The 21,453-nt window shown below is 35.6% G+C and carries 23 protein-coding genes and 1 riboswitch; of the genes, 9 read left to right on the plus strand and 14 right to left on the minus strand.

Annotated elements, in window-relative coordinates; translation table 11 throughout:
• Window positions 1–349: 349 nt before the first annotated feature.
• Entirely contained in the window at window positions 350–1,024 is a 675-nt protein-coding gene (locus ENO17_04830; GenBank protein HER24355.1) for a hemolysin III family protein, read from the plus strand.
• Here the strand turns inward: ENO17_04830 and ENO17_04835 are convergent.
• From ENO17_04835 to ENO17_04850, 4 genes are all read right to left on the minus strand, one after another.
• On the minus strand, window positions 1,017–2,774 hold the full coding sequence (locus ENO17_04835) for an aldehyde:ferredoxin oxidoreductase (protein HER24356.1): 1,758 nt from the start codon (window positions 2,772–2,774) through the stop codon (window positions 1,017–1,019). The two genes, ENO17_04830 and ENO17_04835, sit on opposite strands and share 8 nt — an antisense overlap.
• 1 nt (window position 2,775) lies before the next feature.
• On the minus strand, window positions 2,776–3,177 hold the full coding sequence (locus ENO17_04840) for a 4Fe-4S dicluster domain-containing protein (GenBank protein ID HER24357.1): 402 nt from the start codon (window positions 3,175–3,177) through the stop codon (window positions 2,776–2,778).
• A 47-nt stretch (window positions 3,178–3,224) separates the two neighbouring features.
• Window positions 3,225–4,622 carry a dihydrolipoyl dehydrogenase gene (gene lpdA / locus ENO17_04845; GenBank protein ID HER24358.1) on the minus strand — a complete coding sequence of 466 codons (1,398 nt, stop codon included), beginning with the start codon at window positions 4,620–4,622 and terminating at the stop codon, window positions 3,225–3,227.
• Between the two features lie 144 nt (window positions 4,623–4,766).
• Complete coding sequence (locus ENO17_04850) at window positions 4,767–6,083, minus strand: PEGA domain-containing protein (protein ID HER24359.1); 1,317 nt, start codon at window positions 6,081–6,083, stop codon at window positions 4,767–4,769.
• Window positions 6,084–6,537: 454 nt separating this feature from the next.
• On the opposite strand from ENO17_04850, the gene ENO17_04855 reads away from it, so the two are divergent.
• A complete protein-coding gene (locus ENO17_04855; GenBank protein HER24360.1) occupies window positions 6,538–6,810 on the plus strand; it encodes an HU family DNA-binding protein in 273 nt (90 codons plus the stop codon).
• Between the two features lie 94 nt (window positions 6,811–6,904).
• On the opposite strand, the gene ENO17_04860 is transcribed toward ENO17_04855, so the two are convergent.
• From ENO17_04860 to ENO17_04890, 7 genes are all read right to left on the minus strand, one after another.
• Entirely contained in the window at window positions 6,905–7,366 is a 462-nt protein-coding gene (locus tag ENO17_04860; GenBank protein HER24361.1) for an Asp23/Gls24 family envelope stress response protein, read from the minus strand.
• 157 nt (window positions 7,367–7,523) lie between these two features.
• A complete protein-coding gene (locus tag ENO17_04865; GenBank protein HER24362.1) occupies window positions 7,524–7,784 on the minus strand; it encodes a stage V sporulation protein S in 261 nt (86 codons plus the stop codon).
• A 205-nt stretch (window positions 7,785–7,989) separates the two neighbouring features.
• Window positions 7,990–9,342 carry a radical SAM protein gene (locus ENO17_04870; GenBank protein HER24363.1) on the minus strand — a complete coding sequence of 451 codons (1,353 nt, stop codon included), beginning with the start codon at window positions 9,340–9,342 and terminating at the stop codon, window positions 7,990–7,992.
• Window positions 9,339–9,809, minus strand: coding sequence for a hypothetical protein (locus ENO17_04875; protein HER24364.1), 471 nt, complete (start codon window positions 9,807–9,809; stop codon window positions 9,339–9,341). The genes ENO17_04870 and ENO17_04875 overlap by 4 nt, the downstream gene beginning before the upstream one ends.
• 297 nt (window positions 9,810–10,106) lie before the next feature.
• On the minus strand, window positions 10,107–10,337 hold the full coding sequence (locus ENO17_04880; protein HER24365.1) for a zinc ribbon domain-containing protein: 231 nt from the start codon (window positions 10,335–10,337) through the stop codon (window positions 10,107–10,109).
• A gap of 361 nt (window positions 10,338–10,698) precedes the next feature.
• Window positions 10,699–10,923, minus strand: coding sequence for a hypothetical protein (locus ENO17_04885; protein ID HER24366.1), 225 nt, complete (start codon window positions 10,921–10,923; stop codon window positions 10,699–10,701).
• Window positions 10,889–11,572 carry a hypothetical protein gene (locus ENO17_04890; GenBank protein HER24367.1) on the minus strand — a complete coding sequence of 228 codons (684 nt, stop codon included), beginning with the start codon at window positions 11,570–11,572 and terminating at the stop codon, window positions 10,889–10,891. The genes ENO17_04885 and ENO17_04890 overlap by 35 nt, the downstream gene beginning before the upstream one ends.
• Window positions 11,573–11,647: 75 nt before the next feature.
• A riboswitch (cyclic di-GMP riboswitch) is annotated at window positions 11,648–11,733 on the minus strand.
• Between the two features lie 588 nt (window positions 11,734–12,321).
• Between ENO17_04890 and ENO17_04895 the strand changes: the two genes are divergently transcribed.
• From ENO17_04895 to ENO17_04910, 4 genes are all read left to right on the plus strand, one after another.
• A complete protein-coding gene (locus tag ENO17_04895; GenBank protein HER24368.1) occupies window positions 12,322–13,662 on the plus strand; it encodes a hypothetical protein in 1,341 nt (446 codons plus the stop codon).
• 242 nt (window positions 13,663–13,904) lie between these two features.
• Entirely contained in the window at window positions 13,905–14,561 is a 657-nt protein-coding gene (locus tag ENO17_04900) for a TrkA family potassium uptake protein (protein HER24369.1), read from the plus strand.
• 4 nt (window positions 14,562–14,565) lie between these two features.
• A complete protein-coding gene (locus ENO17_04905; GenBank protein HER24370.1) occupies window positions 14,566–15,072 on the plus strand; it encodes an HPP family protein in 507 nt (168 codons plus the stop codon).
• A gap of 62 nt (window positions 15,073–15,134) precedes the next feature.
• Window positions 15,135–16,253, plus strand: coding sequence for an ATP-grasp domain-containing protein (locus ENO17_04910; protein HER24371.1), 1,119 nt, complete (start codon window positions 15,135–15,137; stop codon window positions 16,251–16,253).
• Between the two features lie 7 nt (window positions 16,254–16,260).
• Here ENO17_04910 and ENO17_04915 read toward each other — a convergent pair whose 3' ends face one another.
• Window positions 16,261–16,785: a methylated-DNA--[protein]-cysteine S-methyltransferase gene (locus tag ENO17_04915; GenBank protein HER24372.1), complete on the minus strand. Its 525-nt coding sequence runs from the start codon at window positions 16,783–16,785 to the stop codon at window positions 16,261–16,263.
• A 301-nt stretch (window positions 16,786–17,086) separates the two neighbouring features.
• Here ENO17_04915 and ENO17_04920 point away from each other — a divergent pair, with 301 nt between their 5' ends.
• Window positions 17,087–17,854: a hypothetical protein gene (locus tag ENO17_04920; GenBank protein HER24373.1), complete on the plus strand. Its 768-nt coding sequence runs from the start codon at window positions 17,087–17,089 to the stop codon at window positions 17,852–17,854.
• Here the strand turns inward: ENO17_04920 and ENO17_04925 are convergent.
• Complete coding sequence (locus ENO17_04925; GenBank protein ID HER24374.1) at window positions 17,851–18,414, minus strand: hypothetical protein; 564 nt, start codon at window positions 18,412–18,414, stop codon at window positions 17,851–17,853. The genes ENO17_04920 and ENO17_04925 overlap by 4 nt on opposite strands.
• A 203-nt stretch (window positions 18,415–18,617) precedes the next feature.
• Between ENO17_04925 and ENO17_04930 the strand changes: the two genes are divergently transcribed.
• Window positions 18,618–19,859 (plus strand): competence/damage-inducible protein A, encoded by a 1,242-nt coding sequence (locus ENO17_04930; protein HER24375.1) that lies wholly within the window; start codon window positions 18,618–18,620, stop codon window positions 19,857–19,859.
• A 53-nt stretch (window positions 19,860–19,912) separates the two neighbouring features.
• A complete protein-coding gene (locus ENO17_04935; GenBank protein HER24376.1) occupies window positions 19,913–21,085 on the plus strand; it encodes an iron-containing alcohol dehydrogenase in 1,173 nt (390 codons plus the stop codon).
• Window positions 21,086–21,139: 54 nt separating this feature from the next.
• Here ENO17_04935 and ENO17_04940 read toward each other — a convergent pair whose 3' ends face one another.
• A complete protein-coding gene (locus ENO17_04940) occupies window positions 21,140–21,409 on the minus strand; it encodes an RNA-binding protein (GenBank protein ID HER24377.1) in 270 nt (89 codons plus the stop codon).
• Window positions 21,410–21,453 lie beyond the last annotated feature (44 nt).

Consider the following 21,453-nt stretch of genomic DNA (forward strand, 5'->3'; position numbering starts at 1 on the left):
ATTTATAATAATAAATATTTTATAATTTCTCGTATACAATATTTTTTCTTCGAACTATCTCATTAAAGTTTACATTAACATAATGCTTCCTTTTCCAACTCCCGTTCATTTTATAACCTTATGAAATGTCAAAAATTTTTATATATTTTTTATTTTATAAAAAATATCTTTTAACTTTTAATAATCAATGTTTATTTCAGATATTTTTTGCTTTTAAAATACCCAAATAAACTTTTTTATCACACTTTATACTTCTTTGCATTATAAATATACACATGATAAAATATATTAAAGCTTTTCAATCATCTTAAAAAATTAGTTAGCTTAATATTTATGGACGTTTATCGAAATGAAAAATATACAAATGAATAATCTAAAGAATGAAAGTTATTCTTTAAAGAATCAAAGTTTAGGGGAGGAAATCGCCAACAGCATTACTCACGGTATCGGGGCAGGTTTAAGTATTGCTGCTCTGGTAATTTTGGTCGTTATGGCTAGCAGACGTGGTGACGCCTGGAGAATAGCGAGTTTCAGCATATATGGAGCCACACTGTCCTTGCTTTATCTATCTTCCACTCTTTACCATGGTTTTATAAACCCAAAGATAAAAAATATTTTCAGAATTCTGGATCATTCAGCAATCTATCTGCTTATTGCGGGAACCTACACACCTATTACCCTTACACTGATGAGAGGAGCCTGGGGATGGACTCTTTTTGGACTTGCCTGGACAATGGCAATAGGAGGAATTATTATCACGGCACTTCTTTTGGATAAACTGAAAGCTTTATTGGTCTTATCTTATGTGGTGATGGGATTACTGGTGGTTATTGCCATAAAACCAATGATGCAAATGGTCCCACGGGGAATGATTGCCTGGCTTTTTATCGGAGGCGCTTGCTATATTTTGGGCATAATATTTTATTTATGGAAAAGATTGCCTTACCACCACCCCATCTGGCATCTGTTTGTTTTAGGTGGAAGCATTTCTCATTTTTTGGGCATATTATTTTATCTCACTTAAAAATTTCCTTCTTAACGCACTTCACCACTTTGTCCACAAAAGTCTTGTCAATTTTACCGACTAAAGACGGGGTTTCAAAGATTCGTTCTGGTAAACGGTAATGATCTAGCGAAAATCCTTCCTGAATCTTAAATCTATATTTTTCCTGGTGAATTTTCTTTCCTATACTCATAAGATCTTCTTTAGCAATATCAAAACCGGCCAAAGAGAGGGTGTTAGAACAAATCTCCGGCGTATAAATCCCTCGGGCAAAAAAGCAAACTACCAGACTGGAAAGGATTTGACGCCAGTGCTCTTCTTTCAACAACTCTTGGGCTAATTTTTCGGGACTAATCTTCTCTTTGGTCAAAATCTTCTGGTCTATACTGTATCCGCCATTATCCAGGTGACTATGCCTTGCTCCAATCAGAAGACCGATGTGAGCGGCTGGACCGGTATGGTATCCAGCCATTTCATTCCCACCAAAGGTAAGAGCAAAGTCTTCTCCTCCATATTGTTGAGCAGCGAACTCTACTCCTTGTGCTATAGCTTGATAGAATTGATTTGGCTGTTCGAAAATAAAATGTACTGCCTTGATATAAGAGGAATAATCTCCCCAGTTAAACTTGATATCCTGCGTCTCTTTTTCAGAGATAATTCCTTTTTCCTGAGCTTCCGTAGCCCAGGCTAAAATGACTCCGGTGCTCATAGAGTCCAAGCCTAATCTTTCTATCTGGTCAATTAGTTTTAAGAGTCCTTCAGTATCAGATATACCGAGCATTGACCCCAGGGCATAAATTGGTTCATAATCATAAGAAATCATGGATGTTTTATAGAAATAAGATTCGTCGTCGTAAGGTTCCCTGAGTGCTGCAATATGTATACAGCCTACCGGGCAGTGAGAACAGGCTAATCGACGGCCTAAATATTCCTTGGCCAATTTTTCTCCGGATATATTCATGACTCCTTCAAATTTTGCTTCTTTAAGATTACGGGTAGGAAGGCCACCCAATTCATTTAAGGGAAAAACATTCTCAGCAGTCCCCAGGTCATGGTACTTCTTCATAAGTGGCGAGGAAGTAGCTTCATTATAGATGTGGTTATATATCTTCCGATACTGAACTTTATCTCCGGTAGACAGAGAATGTTTCCCGGAGATAACTACAGCCTTCAATTTTTTACTTCCAAACACTGCTCCCAAACCCAATCTTCCAAAATGTCGATAAGTTTCAGTCGTAACACAAGCGTAAGAAATTAATTTTTCCCCTGCCCCTCCTATCCGCATGATAGTCCTTAATCCGGTTGCCGGCTCTTTTTGTTGAATAATTCTTCCTACGGTAAAATTATTAGTCATCCCCCATAGGGCAGAAGCATCCCTGAAAAATATTTTTTCACCGTGAATGGCTAAATATAGAGGAGTCGAACTTGCTCCTTTTATTACCATTGCGCCGTATCCGGCTAAACGGAGAGCTACCGCACTTCTTCCTCCACAGTGGCTCTCTCCCAGATTACCGTTATGTGGAGATTTAAACATTGCAACGGTCTTTGAGGATAAAGGAAATAAGCCGGTTAAGGGGCCCACCGCAAATATAATAGGATTTTCCGGGCCTAAAGGGTCACTACCTACGGGACATTCCTCTTTAAGAAGTTGCATAGCCACTCCCGCCCCACCCAGGTATTTTTTAAAAATGTCTTCTCTTCTTTCTACCCAATATTTTTTCCGTGAAAGGTCTACATGAAGAACATTAGCTAGAAGATCGTCTCTAAACATTTTATGAACCCTCCTTCTCAAGTTCTAACACCTCATGGGGACAGAATGTCGCACAATAACCGCAATAGGTGCAGACCATCGGTTTATTAATTTCATCATCCCAAAATACGGCACCTATAATACAGGCATCTTTACAATATCCGCATCCTATACATTTGCTAATATCCAGTTTTACTCCTCCGCCTTCTTTGGGAACCAAGGCATTGACAGGACATACTCGGGCGCAGGGAGGGTCGGAACAAGCCCGGCAGACCACTACAATAAATCCTCTTTCCATCCCTCCGGCAGATCTTATCCCTATACTTGACCTAGCCAAACCTGCTTCACCTTTCCGCCTGGCACAAGCAAACATACAGCTCTGGCAACCAATACATTTATCTACATCTTTTACATTTAATCTCATAACACCCTCCTTGTTCGAAAATATGAGAAAGTTGAAATATTGATAAGTTATCCTCTGAATATATGAATCGGTTTTCCGGTTATTCCTTCGCCTGCTTCAGCGATAGCCTCAGCCAGCGTGGGATGAGCATGGATAGTATTTACAATCTCGAAAGCGGTAGCTTCCATAGATAGAGCCAACGTTCCTTCGGCAATCAGATCACTGGCATGAGCTCCCAGGATGTGAAAACCTAAGAGTTCAAAAGTATCTGCATCAGCAATTATTTTTACCATTCCTTCACTCTCTCCCATGCACAAAGCTTTTCCGTTTGCCATAAAAGGGAATTTGGAGACTTTAATCTTATGGTTTTCTTTTCCGGCTTCTTCCTCAGTCAGCCCCACACTGGCAACCTCCGGCATAGAAAATACACAATTAGGGACTACTTTATAATCCATTAACACCTCTCTACCCGAGATATTCTCTACTGCAACTATTCCTTCCCGGGATGCAACATGGGCTAACATTATCTTACCCACTACATCTCCCACAGCATAGATACCGGGAATATTGGTTCTCATTCTTTTATCTACTTTAATTGCTCCCTTATCTAATTCGATACCCAATTTTTGGACATCTATTTTTCCCAATTCTGGCACCCTTCCGGCAGCTAACAGCACTTTATCGGTTTCTATTTTTTCTTCTTCATTGTTGGTAGAAATCAAAACTTCCAAACTCTGATTATTCTGCTTGATCTCGCCAACCTTACAATCGGTTAGTATTTTAATCCCTTTTCTTTTTAGTATTTGAGTCAGTCTAACGGCTATCTCCTCATCAATGGGCAGTAAAATCCTGGGTAGCATTTCTACTACGGTGACTTCCACCCCTAAAGCCTTAAAAATACCGGCGAATTCTATACCCACTACTCCTCCTCCGATAATTAACATTCTGGAGGGCAATTCACTCAAAGATAAAGCTTCATTGCTGGTTATTACTCCTTCATTATCTATACCAGAAAGAGGAAGTTTCATTACCTTTGAACCGGTAGCAATGACAATATTTTTAGCCTTAACGATCTCTTTTTCCCCTGCAATATCGGTAACTTCCACTATCCCTGGTTCAATAATCTGTCCTTCCCCTTTTATTACTCTTACTTGATTGGCTTTCATCAGCTGTTCTACGCCTGAAGATAATCTCCGGGTAATTATTTCTTTCCGCTTCATTATAGCAGAAAGATCAAAAGAATAATCTTTAATCTGAATTCCAAATTCCTCAGCTCTTTGTAGATTATTTAATAGCTCGGCAGTACTTACCAAGGCTTTAGTGGGAATACAACCCCAATTTAAACAGACTCCTCCCAACTTATCTTTTTCCACCAGCACTGCTTTTAAGCCCAACTGGGCAGCCTTTATAGCAGCTACATATCCGCCAAGTCCTCCTCCGATAATGACTACTTCAATCTTCTCCATATTTTGCCTAATCCTCCTTGCAATAAATTTAAATAGACTTGTTATTAAAAACAGGTTAGAGAAATTTCTAACCTGTTTTTTAACCTTAAATCTGAATGAGTATTTGATTTGGAAAAGAACAATAAACTATTTAGCTAATAATATTTAATATTCTATCTTCTCCATTTCAACATAGAGAGAATTCGTCTCATTGGCATAAACCCAAATATCTTGTACCCAGGTCCTATATCCGTCCTTAATTAGAGTAATTTCATATTGTCCTTCTTTAATTTCCTCTAACATTTTTGCTTGAGAAGAAAGACTTGCGGTCTTATAGGTTCCATTTAAAAATATCTTTGCCCCACTAACATTACAGTATACAGCAATTGAGCCTTCATATTTTATTTCAGGAACCAAGTAAGCAGAGATCATGTAAGTTTGGTTAGTTTTCACTAAGATAGTATTCACCCATTGCTGATAACCATTTTTGGTAATCATCAATTCATGATAACCCTGTTCGATATCCTTCAATTTTACCGACTTGTTGGCAGAAGTAGTTTTTTGGTAATTTCCATCTAAATAGATCTTGGCACTACCCTGGTTACAGTAAATGGAAATCGAACCATATACAGCTAAAGGAATTAAACTGGTAGAAACTGTACTGGTTCGAGACGGTGAAACTGAGATATAATTACTCCAATCCTCATAACCTGCTAATACTAATTTAATATGATGCTGGCCAGAGATAATTCGGTCTAAATTTAAAGGAGTTGTTCCTCTATAAGTATTATCCAAATATACCTTGGCTCCTTGAGGTTGGGAAGTGACTAAAATCCTGCCATAATTAACCGGAGGTGGTGGAGGCGGCGGAGGAGGAGTTATTGGTATTACCTGATAACTCAATAGGTTACTTGAAGCCCAGGCCGTAGAAGGCATGGATACTATTATACTTTTAATGTTTTGAGTATGTTTTTGAAAATCTGGGCTTACTTCGGGCATAAACTCTTTAGAAATTAAATCTTGTTGTCTATCGGTAATAAGTATCTGTCTGGAGGTGGCGAATCCCTGAACATATTCAGTCCCTACCCTGGAATTGGGATCAATCACTCCCTCAATGGAATAAGTCTGTCCTGCTCTTACAGAATTATGTGGTGTATACTGGTTGGGGAATATAATCTTCACTCTTCCTACGGTATCATAGTTATAAAGCGTTACAAAGGAATCCTGGGAAGCCTGGAAGGAAATTCTAATTTTCTCCCCGGGTGTATAGGTAGCTCCTCGTTGATTATCTAACCATAGTTTAAGAGAAAATGGGGAATGAGGATTGATAATTTGAATACTTTTCATCTTTTCGACTTCCTCTGGACTAGGGCTTTGAGCAAAATTAATTTCGTAAATATTAAAACAAAGCAGTACCATTAAAGTAATAAAAATATAGGTGAATATTTTTCGCCTGTTCTGAAACAATACACTTCTTAACATTTTAAAATCCTCCTTTTTTTCTAATTTCCTATTGCGGATTTTATATAAATAACATTTTTCTATACCTAAATATCTATTTTCTTTTTGTTTATTATAACATAATTAGGGGGCAAAAAGTAAATAAATCGGGATATGGGAGCATAATACATCTCAGAAAAAATACAGTAAAATTTAAGAGCCTTGTAGTAAACATTAATTTCTCTTATAATTACTCCTTGTATTCCTAATTTTGTAGATAATAATTTTATCTTCCAAATGATAAAATGGATTTATTTGGTTAAAAAATCTCCGAAACACTTATTTTTCTTAAAAAAAATTAAAATAATTTCCAAAAAAAGAAGGATTTTCAAAAGGCTTGTCGTATTATATATAAGTAGTAATCATAAAGTTCTTGGAAATGCTTGTATTTTATGTATTTTTTGAATATTTTCCAAAACGAAAGGAGGTGTAAATAGTGAACAAGGGCGAATTAATTGACAATGTTGCAACTGAAATCGGCGTTACCAAACGGGAAGCCAAAAAAGCTGTCGAATGTGTGTTAGAAACTATTAGTGGTTGCTTAGCCAAGGGTGATGCAGTTAGATTAGTAGGATTCGGAACTTTTGGTATTAGAAAAAGAGCCGCGAGAATGGCAAGAAATCCACGTACCGGTGAAAAAATCAAAGTAAAGGCTATAAATGTACCATTCTTTAAAGCAGGTAAGGAATTAAAAGAGAAGGCAAAATAAGAAAATATTTTTAATTATATTAACAAGTTAAACGTAAATAGGCCTATTCAGGTAATTTATTAACACCTGATAGGCCTATTATTTTAAACTATGACTATTTCTTTTCTTCTATATGTACACCCTGAATGTTTACATTTATTCCACTTACTTTCAGTCCGGTTTTAGTTTCTAATTCTTCTTTTACCTTCTTCTGAATCTCTTTAGCTACATCAATTATTATAGAACCATACTCTAAAATAACCGATATAGTGGTAGAAACTTCTTTATTTTCTCTCAGGTCCACATTAATTCCTTTTTCTAATTCTTTAGTCCCCAATAAAGTTCCTATTCCTCCTTTGGCACGGGTAGCTAATCCAGCTACTCCGGGTATTGCGATTACCGTTCTGCTGATAATGGTTGCAATGACTTCTGGTACAATGTTAACTTCTCCCAATATTTCTTTGCCTTTAATTATTTCTTCTTTTTTTTCTTCTTTTTTTATTTCCTCAACTTTTTTTTCGGTTTCCTTGGTAATTACACCCTCTGTTTTATCTTTTTTTTCCTTTTTTTTATCCATAATAATTTAGATTCCCCCTTTATTCTAATATTTTTTTAATTTTCTTTCCGGTAAAATCACTTTGGCTATAAGTTAATTTCTAAGCTAATCCCCATTTTCAGTTACTTTAAAACATTCTTTTCACTATCCCAATGGGGTTTATTGATAATGCATTTTTTTATCCGGGCACCACTAAAAATTTAATAGCAGTTCTTTCTTCTCCTTCAATTTCCACATCTACAAAAGCAGGTATACAAATTAAATTAACGCCGCTGGCTGCGGTAAAACCTCGAGCAATAGCAATTGCCTTAACTGCTTGATTTACTGCTCCCGCTCCTATGGCTTGTAATTCTGCTTTTCCTTCTTCCCTGATTACTCCTGATAAGGCACCAGCTACAGCTTTAGGATTTGACTTTGATGAGACTTTTAATAGTTCCATTCCTTTCGCCTCCTTATAATATTGAATGCTCTATAACCTATCCGCATCTTTTAATCTATGTATGCTATTTTTATTCACTTATGTCTCTTGCTCTTATTTACTATACAATTTGGGGATAACCTATTTTCTTGATCACCTCCAATTATTATATTCGAAGATCTATCGTAACTCTTTTTTAATTATAACACATTTGGTTTATATTATTTTATATTTTTGCTTCGGATTTCATATGTTGGTAGACTTTATTAGTAATATCCGGTGATAAATAAGGTAAAAGTGCATCATTATGAAACAAAGGGTCAATCTCTCTTTTTAAATTAAAATAGGATTTGGTTTCTTTCCAGATTTTGGTTCCCGGGATAGCAGAAAACTTGGCTAAACGTGGATGAGCCCCACAATCTATTACAAAATGGATAGAATCAACAATTTCCTTTAAATTCTGCCCAGGTAATCCGATGAGAAGATAAGCACCAATTTGGGAAGTTTTGAATCCTGCTTTTAACAGAACATTCACTGCCTTTTTAAATTCTAAATTGGTTACCTTACCGCCCGTTTCTGACTGGAAGCGAGGATTTACTGTCTCAAAACCCAATCTAATAGTCTCTACCCCCGCCTGGTACATTTTATAGGCTATTTTTTCGTTAATCATTCGAGCATGGATACCATTTGGAGTATGTAATCTAATCGCTAATTTCCTGTGGATTAATTCCTCTAAAATAATCAGAAAATTATCCTCTGAATTTATCAATAGAGCGTCATCATAAAAGACAAAATCCTTTATCTTCCTTCCTCCATGCCAATATTCTATCTCTTTAACTACTCCTTGAGGATTTCTAAATTCTAATTTCGGATTAATTTTAAAGGAAGCGCAATAACTACAGCGGTAAGGGCAGCCTCGGGAGGATAAGATACAGATATAATCAAGATTAGAGTAGAGGTTCCAAGCCGGATAAGGCAGGTAATCCAATCCTTTCTTATATTTTATATCATTATTTTTCTTCCCGGTATATCGCTTTAATATATTGATTAAATCTGTTGGGTTATTCCCCTTTATTAGATAATCTGCCCCGGAAAATTTAGAAGCATGCTCAAAACACAAAGTAACATAGATCCCTCCTAAAATAATGGGAATACCGGGAAAAACTTTTTTAATTAATTCTATTACTTTGAACGCCCCCGGGTACCAATAGGTCATAATTGAAGTAATCAGAACTGCCTGCGGTGACGGCAATATCTTTAATTGATTGAGAAAAATTTCTTCGGTAACCCCATAGCGGTTATACCGGTGAGGTATCTCTTTTAAAATGATCGGCTTTTTGATTGATTCTTTGTAAAAGGAGCCCCGGCCAAATTCATCTTTCTTGGGAAAGTCTTTTTTCTGTAGTTTAAGAACCTCCGGATTATAACGGTCTAGACAATCTATATAACTAATTTGATAACCTTTTTCTCTTAAGATACTGGCAATATATAATAATCCCAAAGGTTTAGACCAGAAATCATAGGCGGTGAAATCATAAATCCAGGGATTAATTAATAACAAATGATTATTTTTTCTCATTGAGAGTTAGAACTTACAACAAAAAAATTCCTTTCTGCTAAAAAAATATCATTAATAGACACTCTTACCTTCCACTCTCCGGACAACTGAGAGGCATAATTACCCTTAATCTTTATCCAGTACCAGGTGCGATAATTAGTATAACTACCGGCTTCCATTTCCATTTTCCCCTGATGATACAATTCTCCTTGAGGATTTATCCATTCCCATTTAATCAGAAAATTCTCTGTAGAATCATAAGAAAACCTAAGCCAGGTAACTACTTTTTCATCCTGAGGAAAGAAAAAATTAGCCCCTCGTACAGGATTTTTATCCAGAATATCTTTACAAAGGGTAATCTTTTGTAGATATTCCGAGTCTTTGATTTCCTCCTGCGCCATATTCGCCCCCGAGAAAATCATGAAAAATATCAGCGCCAACAACCATATTTTCATCCTGAAAATATTTCTTTTCTTTATCATCACCATTTATTTACCTCCTTTTTTGTATTAGGTATTAGGTATATCGTATTACCTAAAGCTTAACTCAATCTCCGCAAAAAGAAGAAAATTCCCAACTCTCAAACTGAGACTTATTACTCTTTATTATTCTCTTCGCGATATACGATATACTAAATAATATATACCTCCATGTTTACTATTCTCCATACCACCCTTAAATTCCTGCAAATTATTCAAAAAAAATATTAATTTTTTTAAAAAAAAGAAAAAAGGTAAGGCTTATCTATGCAAAAACCATTACCTTTTTTCTAAATTTTCTATATTTTATCCGCAGGTCGAACAAGAACCAGATGAACACGAGCTACAAGAATTTGAGCTTGAATTTATAGAGGATGAAGTCTTTCCGGTACAGAATCCACAACCGTTAAAAATCCTTCTAATATTTTTGCTATTACATTTTATACAGGTTATCTTACCTTCTTCCATCTCTTTAATAGTAGCTCTAACCTCAAAGGTTTCTTGACAATCCTGACATTTAAAATCATAGTTTGGCATCTCGTTTTTTCCTTCCTTTTCATACTATTTTTGTCAACTTTTTTCCTATACTTATTTATACTCCAAACTACGTTTTCTGTCAAGAAAAAAGAGGACAGACTACTTTTTTGAGTTATAAGACATAGGGGGTACACTGTGTCATAAGCCTCTAAAAAAGTAGTCCCCTTTTCTGTCTCTATGGCATTTTTTATCTTATAAATGCTCCTTTTATCATCTCTAATATCCAGGTCTGAGCTTGATTATATTTATCTAAAGTAACGGTGATAATTATCATAAAAGGTGTACCGGAATAGGTAACTACCACGGTAGCATAATTTACAGTATCCTGAGGGTTTATCTTAGAATAAAGTTCAACTAAGGCTTATATGTTTCCCGTTTGAAGCTGACTTTGACCGTGTAACTGATGATCGGGTTTAATTCGGGCAACCATGCCCTGGACATATTGTTCTCCCATGGTATACATTGCCATAATTCCGGTTCCATCAGGCGTGTTTAAGACTACCCCTATCTCAGTGGTTTGAGCTGTAATAGTACCGATAGGAATGGGAATGCTAAAGCGACCTTGGGGGTCTGTATATATATTCATTTCCGCAGTTACCGGAGGGACAATTGGAACTGTTGGGACTGCTGGTGTTACTGGTGTCGGAGTAATGGGTGTTACCGGAGTAGGTATTGGTACCGTCGGTGTTACTGGTGTGAGAGTAGGGCATACTGGTGAAGTTGGAATCGGTGTCGGTGAAGCAGGAGTAAGTATCGATAGCCTTCAGGGCGATCTTCGTGTTATTATTAGCAATAAAGGTGTAAGTATATAGTCTTTGTATGGCTGGTAGTTTTCCCACATTTATTGCTTCTTCACTTATTTTTTTATAATCCGGCATATTTTGAGGAATCATCATCCATTCTTCTTCTATGGCATATTGAGATAAAGATAAATCTGTATCCTTCACATATACAAAAAAAGAAGCTAATAAATATTCCCCTTCCCAAAAATCAAGCTCTGCTTTAAGAGTTTCCTTTACTTCCTCATATTCCTTCCAATTATCGGGAAAATTAAAACTAAAATTGCAGGTAGGATCGGTACAAGAAAAAGTATTTATTGCCTTAGAAGAGGCTTCAAGAAGAGGAGGGATAACAATATTGGGATTGATAGGAGTAATGGTAGGGACAGGATTATTCTCAGTTAAAGAAGGCAATCCTTGAGCTAAACTAATTATTCCAAATACTAAAATTAACATAACGATAATAAAATAGGGGGAATTTTTGGATTTATTAAATTTAATGGGAAAAATAAATTTCCCAAAATAAAAAAAGCTGGCAGTCTGGCGGTCATAGTATAAAATACCTTAGACCCATAACTTTGCGCCTTACCCTTTCAGATAATTTGCCTTTTTCACCTTTGTAAAATAATTAGTTTATTTACATCTATTCTTTCTGTTTGTATTATTCCCCATATTCACCAAATTTAGCCATAATTTTTTGTAACTCCCCGTAACTTCTTGAAAGACATGGAGTATTTAAATATAAACAAGATTGAATTTATCTCTTCTATAGTAAAAGTAACATTAATATAAACTTTGGTGAAGTAGCCAGATAAAAAAAAGAATATATTTTTTTATCTTTAATTCCAGATCCCTTGGCAACATTTAAAAAAACAGTTACCAGATGTGGACAGCAATATCCAGTTTGAGATACCAATAATATTAGATAAGGTGTTAGTAGATATTGGTAGTTAGAGTGGATACAATGTCCTGGACAACGCACAACAGTAGTTTGACAAACAGGGAAAAAGAGTATAAAATTCGAAAGTAAAATAAGCAAAAAAGGACTATTGTACTTTAATCGTTAAATCCCTTAAATAAGGGAACGGGGGAACCAAGATTTTGGGGTGAATCTCATTATTTATTAATTAAGTAATGAGTAGGGCAATCCTTTCAGCTCGAATCCGTCAGCTAACCTCGTCAGCACGAAAGGAGATATAATAATCATATCACTTGTTAATGTAATAAAAGAAAAAAAACTTTCACCACCCCAGGTGTTATTGTTAGGCTTTCTAATAGTAATTATTATAGGCGCTTTACTTCTTAACCTTCCTTCTGCTTCAAGTAAGGGAAAGAGCATTGGTTTTATTGATTCTCTTTTCACAGCCACTTCTGCTACCTGTGTTACCGGATTAATCGTGCTGGATACCCCAAAGGATTTTTCTACTTTTGGGCAACTAATTATTCTCATACTTCTTCAGTGTGGGGGATTAGGGATAATGACAATGTCTACCATGTTCGCTTTTTTGGTAGGGAAAAGAATCTCTTTAAGGCACAGACTGTTAATACAAGAATCCCTAAATCAATTTTCTATCGGTGGTTTAGTACGGTTAGCCAAATATATTTTAATATTTACTGTAGTTATCGAAGCGACAGGTGCAATTATCCTCTTCTTTCGTTGGCAAAGATATTATCCCCCCTTGCAGGCATTATATCTGGGTATCTTTCATTCTATCTCTGCTTTTTGTAATGCTGGTTTTTCTCTCTTCTCAGACAGTATAATGCGTTATGAAGGAGATTTAATCATTAATTTAACTTTCATAACTTTAATTTTTTTAGGAGGAATTGGATTTTTAGTTTTATTAGAACTTTTTCAATACGGTAAAAATGGCGCTCTTTCTTTGCACTCCAAATTAGCTTTAAGAATCAGTATAATATTAATTCTAATCGGCTCTGTCATTATATTCCTAATGGAATTTAATAATCCTTCCACTCTAAGAGGTTTGAATTTTCACGAGAAGATATTCGGCTCAATTTTTCAATCGGTTACTGCTCGTACTGCCGGTCTTAATACCCTCCATATCGGAAGTATGCAAAATGCTACTCTTTTCTTCATCATCATCTTAATGTTTATTGGTGCCTCTCCCAGTTCTACTGGCGGAGGAATTAAAACCACTACCTTTGGTTTGTTGGTGCTCTATTCTTGGTCTTCCCTCACCGGAAAAAAGGGTATAAATATTTTTAAAAGGAGCATCTCTTCAGATGTAATTCCGAAAGCATTAACTGTTGCCATGCTTTCCTTAACTTTGGTTATAGCTGTAGCCATGCTTTTATCCTATGTCGAGGGAAAAGATTTTATTAAAATATTATTCGAAGTAGTTTCTGCTTTTGGCACAGTAGGATTATCAGCAGGTATCACTTCGTCTTTAAGTGTTGCGGGTAAGATTATGATTATTATCACGATGTTTACCGGAAGAATTGGACCTTTGGGTTTGGCTTTATCATTAGTTCAAAAAAGAGAGCCAGAAATAATTAAATACCCTGAAGAGAAAATTATGGTAGGATAAAAGTAAATTGACCAATCGGTCAATTTAGTCGTTAGTGAATAGTCTTCAGCATATATTATAATAGATAGCAGGTAGCGTTTGGCGTATAGTATAATTCGTTAATATTTAATGAACAGTATATGGTTAATAGTAAATAAAAGCAAAAACTGTGGAATTATTAAATTATATAGCTAAAAAGTATTCACAAAGGATTTTAACTAACGACTATTCACTATCGACTAAAAAAAGAGGAGGTGTTTCTCGTGAAACAATTTTTAGTTCTTGGTTTAGGAAGATTTGGATCTGCAGTAGCCACTACCTTGGTTGAATTAGGTTATGAAGTCCTTGGTGTAGATACTGATCCTGAAAAAGTAAACGACTTAAAAAACAAAATCACCGAAGTTGTTCAAGCTGATATTTCCGATGAAAGGACCTTATCCGAACTGGGAGCAAAAAATTTTGATGCAGCAATTGTAGGGATTGGTTCAAATTTAGAATCAAGTATATTGACTACCATCATATTAAAAGAAATGGGAATAAAATATATAATTGCCAAAGCCCAAAATAAGCTTCATGCAAAAGTTTTAGAAAAGATAGGAGTAGATAAAATAGTATTTCCCGAAAGAGATATGGGAATAAGGATCGCTCGAAATTTAATTACCCCCAATATTAAAGATTATATAGATTTAGAACCCGATTATAGTATTATTGAAATTGAAGCTCTGCCTAAATTTCTGAATAAAACTTTAAGCGAACTTGATCTACGCAACAAATACAGAATAAATGTTTTAGCTATTAAAAGAGATAATAAATTTAACCTCTCTCCTCAAGCAAAAGATCTAATAAAAAGTGGGGATTATCTAATTGTAATAGGTGAGACTAAAAAAATTACTGAATTAGCCAGCAAAGAAAATCATTAAAAATATGCAAATATTCGATAGAAAACTGGAGAAATATTTTTCCAATTATATATTCCAAAGTATTCTGGCTACGATTACCTTGACTATTATCCTATATTTTGAAAATGTATTTACCCATACTGCTATCATTGCATCTTTAGGAGCAACTACTTTTATTATCTTCGCTATGCCTAAATACGCTACTGCTCAACCCAGAAAGGTAATAGGAGGGCATACCATTTGTATCATTGTGGGAATTTTTTGTTTTTATTTCGCTTCTTTGGCTCAAAACATAGAAAGCCTTTTTCTAACTCATGACGTATTTAGAATCTTCATTCCCTCCCTTTCTGTGGGGTTGTCTATTTTTATTATGAGTATTACAAATACCGAACATCCTCCTGCTGCCGGTACTGCCCTGGGGATAGTGGTTCAGGGCTGGTCTTATTCCACTATACTGGTTATCCTTTGCACTGTTTCCTTTCTATCGCTGACCAAGTATTTACTAAAACCCTACTTAAAGAATTTAGTCTGACCCTATGTTTTTTTAAAAATTAACCTGGTATGTTATAATAAAGTAAAAAAGGATAAAAAAATATGATAAAAAATATTTTATTTGTCTATAACCAGGTAAGTAAAAGAGAACGCAGAGGACTCCTTAGAGAGTGTATTCTTATAGAAGATGTGGATGCTATACGCAAAGCTTTGATTGAGACTAATAATAATATTTTATCTTTGGATCTTTTTTCACCGGAACAATTAGATGAGTTTATTGGTAAGCAAAAACTTATTGACCTGGCTTTTATCCTGGCAGAAGGATATAAAGGTTTCCCTCATACCTTTTATAGCGGCCATGGTGCGGCTATGGTCCATAAACAGTTAAATAAATACCGTATACCTTGCGCTTTCTCTGATATTGTAAGTATGGAAAACTGCCGCAATAAAGACCTTACTTATATCAAACTAAGAGAAGAAGATATTTTAGTTCCAGATCATTTTATATTTGATACCCATTTTAGATTTAGAAAAATAAAATTACTCTCCCAAATAGAGAAAATAGGATTTCCTCTGATGATAAAACCAGTGGGAGGAGGAGATAGTATTGGTATCACTCCTAAATCTGTAGTGCACAATTTACAAGAACTAAAAAACCGGTTTATAGTCTTAAAAAAAGAATTAGGTCCTGAAAAATTAATCATCGAAAAATATCTACCCGGAAGAGAATATACTGTCGGTGTCCTGGGCAGTAGGGTGAAAAAATATATATTACCTATCATCGGTTTCCCCAAAGATCATGGTATCAGATATACCTCTACTAAAAAGAAAGAATATAAAATGAGGGAAAAATTTGAAATAATCTACCGAGATGACGAAAGATTCAAAAAACTTGCCCAGATTGCTATTAATACCTTTGACGCCGTGGGAGCCAGCGATGGGATTAGAATTGATTTTATAGAAGATGGATCGGGAAATATCTACGTTATAGATGTGAATGGTACTCCTGCTCTATCTCAAACTGGTTCTTTAACCTTTATGGCAAGTAAAGTAGGGTTAACACATGGCGAATTGATAAAACTTATTTTTTATGAAAGTGTGGTCAGACATGATTTAGCCCCTACCTATCTTCTGGAAGAGATCATCTCTAAAATTCAAGCCAAACTAGCTACTTATTATGCCAATAAAAAGGATGAAGATGCAGAAATGGCTTTAATTTAAGCATCCCTTATTTTCCCTTAGATTCTAAATTTATCATCTTCTTTTTCAAGGCAACTCTTTCTTTACCAGAGAATCCTCCTAAGCTGCCATCACTTTTAATAACTCGATGACAGGGAATGATCAAGGGTAAAGGATTATTTCTCATAGTATTTCCCACCGCCCGATATGCCCGAGGATAACCAGCTGCCTCTGCTGCCTCCTTGTAAGATCTAATCTTGCCATAAGGAATTTTCTTAACTGTCTGTAAAATTTTCTTCTGAAAATTAGTATAACGATCCAAGCTCAACTGGCAATCCGAAAAATCAACTATCTTACCGGCATAATACTCTTTAACCTTTTCGATTAAACCTTCCCACTCTTTATTATCTTCGATAAGATTATTACTTTTTAACTCATTTCTTATTCCGGTAAGAACGTTTTCTTTCTTCTCTTCCGGTAATACAAAGATTCGCAAACCTTTTCGGTCAAATGCAAATCCTGCCCAACCCCAATTAGTCAAAAAGATAGCATATTTTAAAATGTTTTCCATCATACATTTTCTCCTTTTTTGTTTTGTTACTATATTTAGTATATAATAAAAACCGTAAAATAAAAACAAAGAGGAAGAAACTAGAAGTCAAAATTAAGAAATTAGGAGTCGGAATTGTATTTGCGGATAACGTTCAGAAAGTAAGGGATTGATTAATCAAACCCGTTTCGGGTCTAATAAATTCGACTCCTAAAAAAAACCAATAACCAAAAACTAACGACTACTCACCAACAACTAACAGTATTAAATCTAACTGGGGAATTGGCAAATTGGTCAATATTTAGTTATCAACTTGAGGAGAATTATGTTAAAAAAAATAAATGTCTTACTACTGGCAGGTGGGAAAAGCAAGATAAGCCTAAAAAAATTTACCGGAAAAGAAAATAAGGCATTAATTGAAATAGGTCCTCATAGTAAACCAATGATTCTATATATCATAGAAGCTCTAAAAAAATCAAAATACACTGATAAAATCGTCGTAACAGGATCTGAAGAAGTACAAAAATTAGTAAAAGATCTGGTCTTTCTCACTATTCCCGAAGGTCAAACCATTCCCAATAGCTTGAAGTCAGGAATTTTACCACTTAAAGATAGCCCTTTAATTTTAATATCAACTTGTGATGCGCCTTTAATCACCGAAAAACACATCGACTATTTTATAAAAGAATGTTACAACTATCCTGGTTTTGATATTTATTATCCAATAATCGATAAAGAAGTTTATCAACAATCCTACCCCTCTTCAGATTTAAAAAGAGTTTATGCTACGCTTGTTGAAGGGGCTTTTACCGGAGGTAATATTCTTTTAATCAATCCTCGTATTATTATCAATTATGCAGAGGCAATCAACGACTTTATCTATTTCAGAAAACATCCTTTAAAAATAGCCCGGATATTAGGGGCTCGAATAACCGCGAAATACTTAAGAAAATATTTATCTATACGGGATCTGGAAAAGAAAGTCCCTGAACTATTGGGGGGATATAAAGGGAAGGCTATTCTCTCTCCGCCCGAAATCGCTCTGGATATCGATAAACCCAGACATTTAAAAGCTCTTTGGAACAATCATTAAAGCTTACTCTTTAATCCATACATACGCCCGCCAGATTTACCAGCAATAAGATAGGAAGTAATAAAGGCTTTTCGATCATATTCTAAAGAGATATCACTTACCTTGGGAAAATAATTTCTTTCACATATTACTCTCAGCACCTGAACTTCCCCATCTTTACCATATCCTACATTTCGGGTAACTCCAAACCCCTCGTCGCGGAGCCTTGTTTCGATCTCCTGCCATTTGCTTTTGGAAATAATGCCGACAGAAACTATCTCTTTAGAGATCTTTTCAGAAATATATATGCCAACTACGTTTCCGGTGGCAAAACCTCCACAATAGGCAACCACATTCAGCCAATTCCCAATATCCTGTATTACTTTGCTTACGATCAGAATAAAAATTAAAACTTCGAAAAAACCGATCACGCCAGCAATAAGCTTTTTCCTTCTTACTATTAGTTGAACTCTAAAAGTACCCATAGCTACATCTATAACTCTCGAAAAAAAGATAATTGCTGCCCCTATATAAATATTCGAATCCATCACTCTATTAAGTGTGTCCATTATTATTTCCATAGTCTTTTGCCTTCTTCCCTCTTTAGGTCTATTCTAATATCTTATTTATTTAATTTTATTTTGAAATCAATGGTAATTATAATACACAGAAATTTATTATTCAACTATTTTTTAACTATTTTTAAAATGATGTCATTTACCCTAAATATATATTATAATGTGGTAAAATAAAACATAGATCAAAGAAAGGAATGCCCTTCTAAATGAAAGCAGAAATTATCAGTATTGGCAGTGAAATACTAAGAGGACAGATCACCGATACTAATGCCAATTTTATTGCCAAAAAATTAGTTGAATCCGGTATTGATTTAGAATATATTTCAGCGGTCAGTGATAATCCCGAATCTTTACTATCCGTTTTAAAAATCGCCCTTCAACGTTCTGACCTAATCATTACCACCGGTGGACTGGGACCTACGGAAGATGACATTACCTATCAGGTTATCGCTAAAACCTTGCACCTCACACTAATAAAATATCCGGAAGCCGAAGAACATTTAAAAATATTTTTCAAAAAAATCAATAGAACAATTGCTCCGAGTAATCTTAAGCAAGTCTATCTTCCGGAAGGAGCCAAAATTATTATCAATCAATATGGCACTGCACCAGCTATGATTTTAGAAAAAGACAACAAAATTATCTGTTCGTTTCCCGGTGTTCCTCATGAAATGAAAAACCTGATAGAAGAAAATCTAATCCCCTACCTAAATGAAAAATATCCTCCTTCTATGATTAAAAGGTCAAAAACTTTAAAGACTACCGGTCTTGGAGAGGCCTCAGTTAACGAACTTATTCGCGATTATATCAACAGGCAAACTGATTATTCATTTGGCATCTATGCTCATCCGGAAGATATTCAGGTGCAGGTAACTACCCAGGCTCCCACTGAAGAAGAAGTAGAAAAACGATTACAATCTTCGGTCGATCAGTTAAGCAAATTATTGGGTCATTATATTTATGGGAGCAATGAAGAGACCATTGAAGAAGTAGTGGGAAATTTACTAAAAACCAAGCAATTAAAATTAGCAGTAGCTGAATCCTGCACCGGAGGAATGTTGGGAGAGATGATTACCCGAATCCCGGGAAGTTCTGAATATTTTCAGGGCGGAGTGATAAGTTATCAGGCTAAAATAAAAGAAGAACTTTTAAAAGTACCCCCGGAAGTCATCAAAAAACACGGTGAGGTTAGCCCACAAGTTGCCCGATTCATGGCTGAAGGTGCAAGGTTATACTGCTATAGTGATATAGGAATCAGTATTAGCGGCATTGCCGGTCCGGGAGGAGCTACCAATAAGAAGAAAGTTGGATTGGTCTATATGGCTTTAGCTGACGGGAAAAAGACGATTACCCAAAAACACCAGCTATTCGGAAACCGCCAATTAATTCGCATCAGAGCCTGCCGCCGTCTTCTGAATATGCTCCGATCGTATTTAATGGAAAAATAATTATATTACAAAGTTAATTTAAATTATCTTATTTTCTAAGGAGGAATAGAGATTTGAACAAAATAGTAGAATTTTATGCTCCGGGAAAAATTATCTTTGGACCGGGAGGATTGTCTCAAGTTGGGATAGAAGCAAAAAGATTGGGAAGTAAAGCTTTAGTGGTAGTAGGGAGGAGTGCGATGAGAAAAAGCGGAACATTAGACCGCTTAACTCATCTAATCAATGACAATCAATTAGAATATATTATCTATGAAAACATTCCCTCCGATCCTACAGTAGAAACAGTAGATACCGGAACAAGTTTAGCTCGGAAAGAAAGCTGCAACCTGATTATAGCATTGGGAGGCGGAAGCGTCCTGGATACCGGTAAGGCTATTTCAGGAATGGTGACCAATGAAGGTTCGGTAGCCGATTATCAAGAAATCGAAGGGAAAGGAAAAAAATTTAAAAGCAAACCTATTCCTTTTATCGCCATTCCTACTACCTCGGGTACCGGCTCAGAGGCGACCAGTAATGCAGTAATTACTAATACTAAACTTGATTTAAAGAAGAGCATAAGAGACGTATCTCTTATTCCGGAAGTAGCTCTGGTTGATCCCGAACTTACCCTGTCTCTTCCCCCTTCTACCACTGCCATCTGTGGCGGTGATGCTTTAACTCAATGCATAGAATCATATTTGGGCAAAAAAAACCAGGATATCACCGATGCCCTGGCCTTGCATGCTATAGAACTCATCGGTAAAAGTTTAATCAAAGCAGTGAAAGATGGAAAAGATTTAGAAGCACGCCAAGAAATGGCTATGGCTGCCCTTTTAAGCGGGCTTTGTCTATCCAATTCAGGTTTAGGAGCGGCGCATGCCCTCTCTCACCCTTTGGGAGTATACTACAAAATACCTCACGGTCTGTCTTGTGCAGTACTTTTACCCCATGTGATGGAATACAATCTGCCGGTGGTGACTAAAAAATTGGCTAAAATAGCCGGGTGCTTGGGGGAAAACATTTTTTCATGGTCAGAAATGGATAGCTCTAAAAGAGCAATAGAAAAGATAAAAGAAATACTTACAGCGGTCGGAATCAAAGAAAATCTTTCTGCGTGGAATATAAAAAAAGAAGACTTTTCGCAATTAATTAGGGGCGCAAAGGGGGGAACTTTAAATAACAATCCGCGGGATACATCTGATGAAGATTTAATTACCCTGTTATATAAAATGACTGGCCTTTATTGATACAACAGAATTTCTTTAAATTTAAATTAGTTTATTAATCTACTAATTTTTATTTTAGTATCTACTATTACTACGGTATTCGCTTCTTGGTCTGGGTGGACGAGCTTCATCAATTTTTAAAGGTCTACCTTCAAAATCGGTATCATTTAACGCATCTTTGGCTTTTCCAGCTTCTTCTGGAGAAGACATTTCTACAAATCCAAAGCCTTTGCCTTCGATAATGTTGACACTCTTAACTTCACCATGATTTGAAAATATATCACTTAACTGATCATTGGTTACAGAATACTTAAGATTTCCTACATATAATTTACTACCTTGCATGCTTTTTTCCTCCTTTTCGTTATTATTTCTCTTTAGTCCAATAA

It is taken from the genome of Candidatus Atribacteria bacterium (assembly GCA_011056645.1).
In the GTDB taxonomy this organism is placed as follows: Bacteria; Atribacterota; Phoenicimicrobiia; order Phoenicimicrobiales; family Phoenicimicrobiaceae; genus Sediminicultor; species Sediminicultor quartus.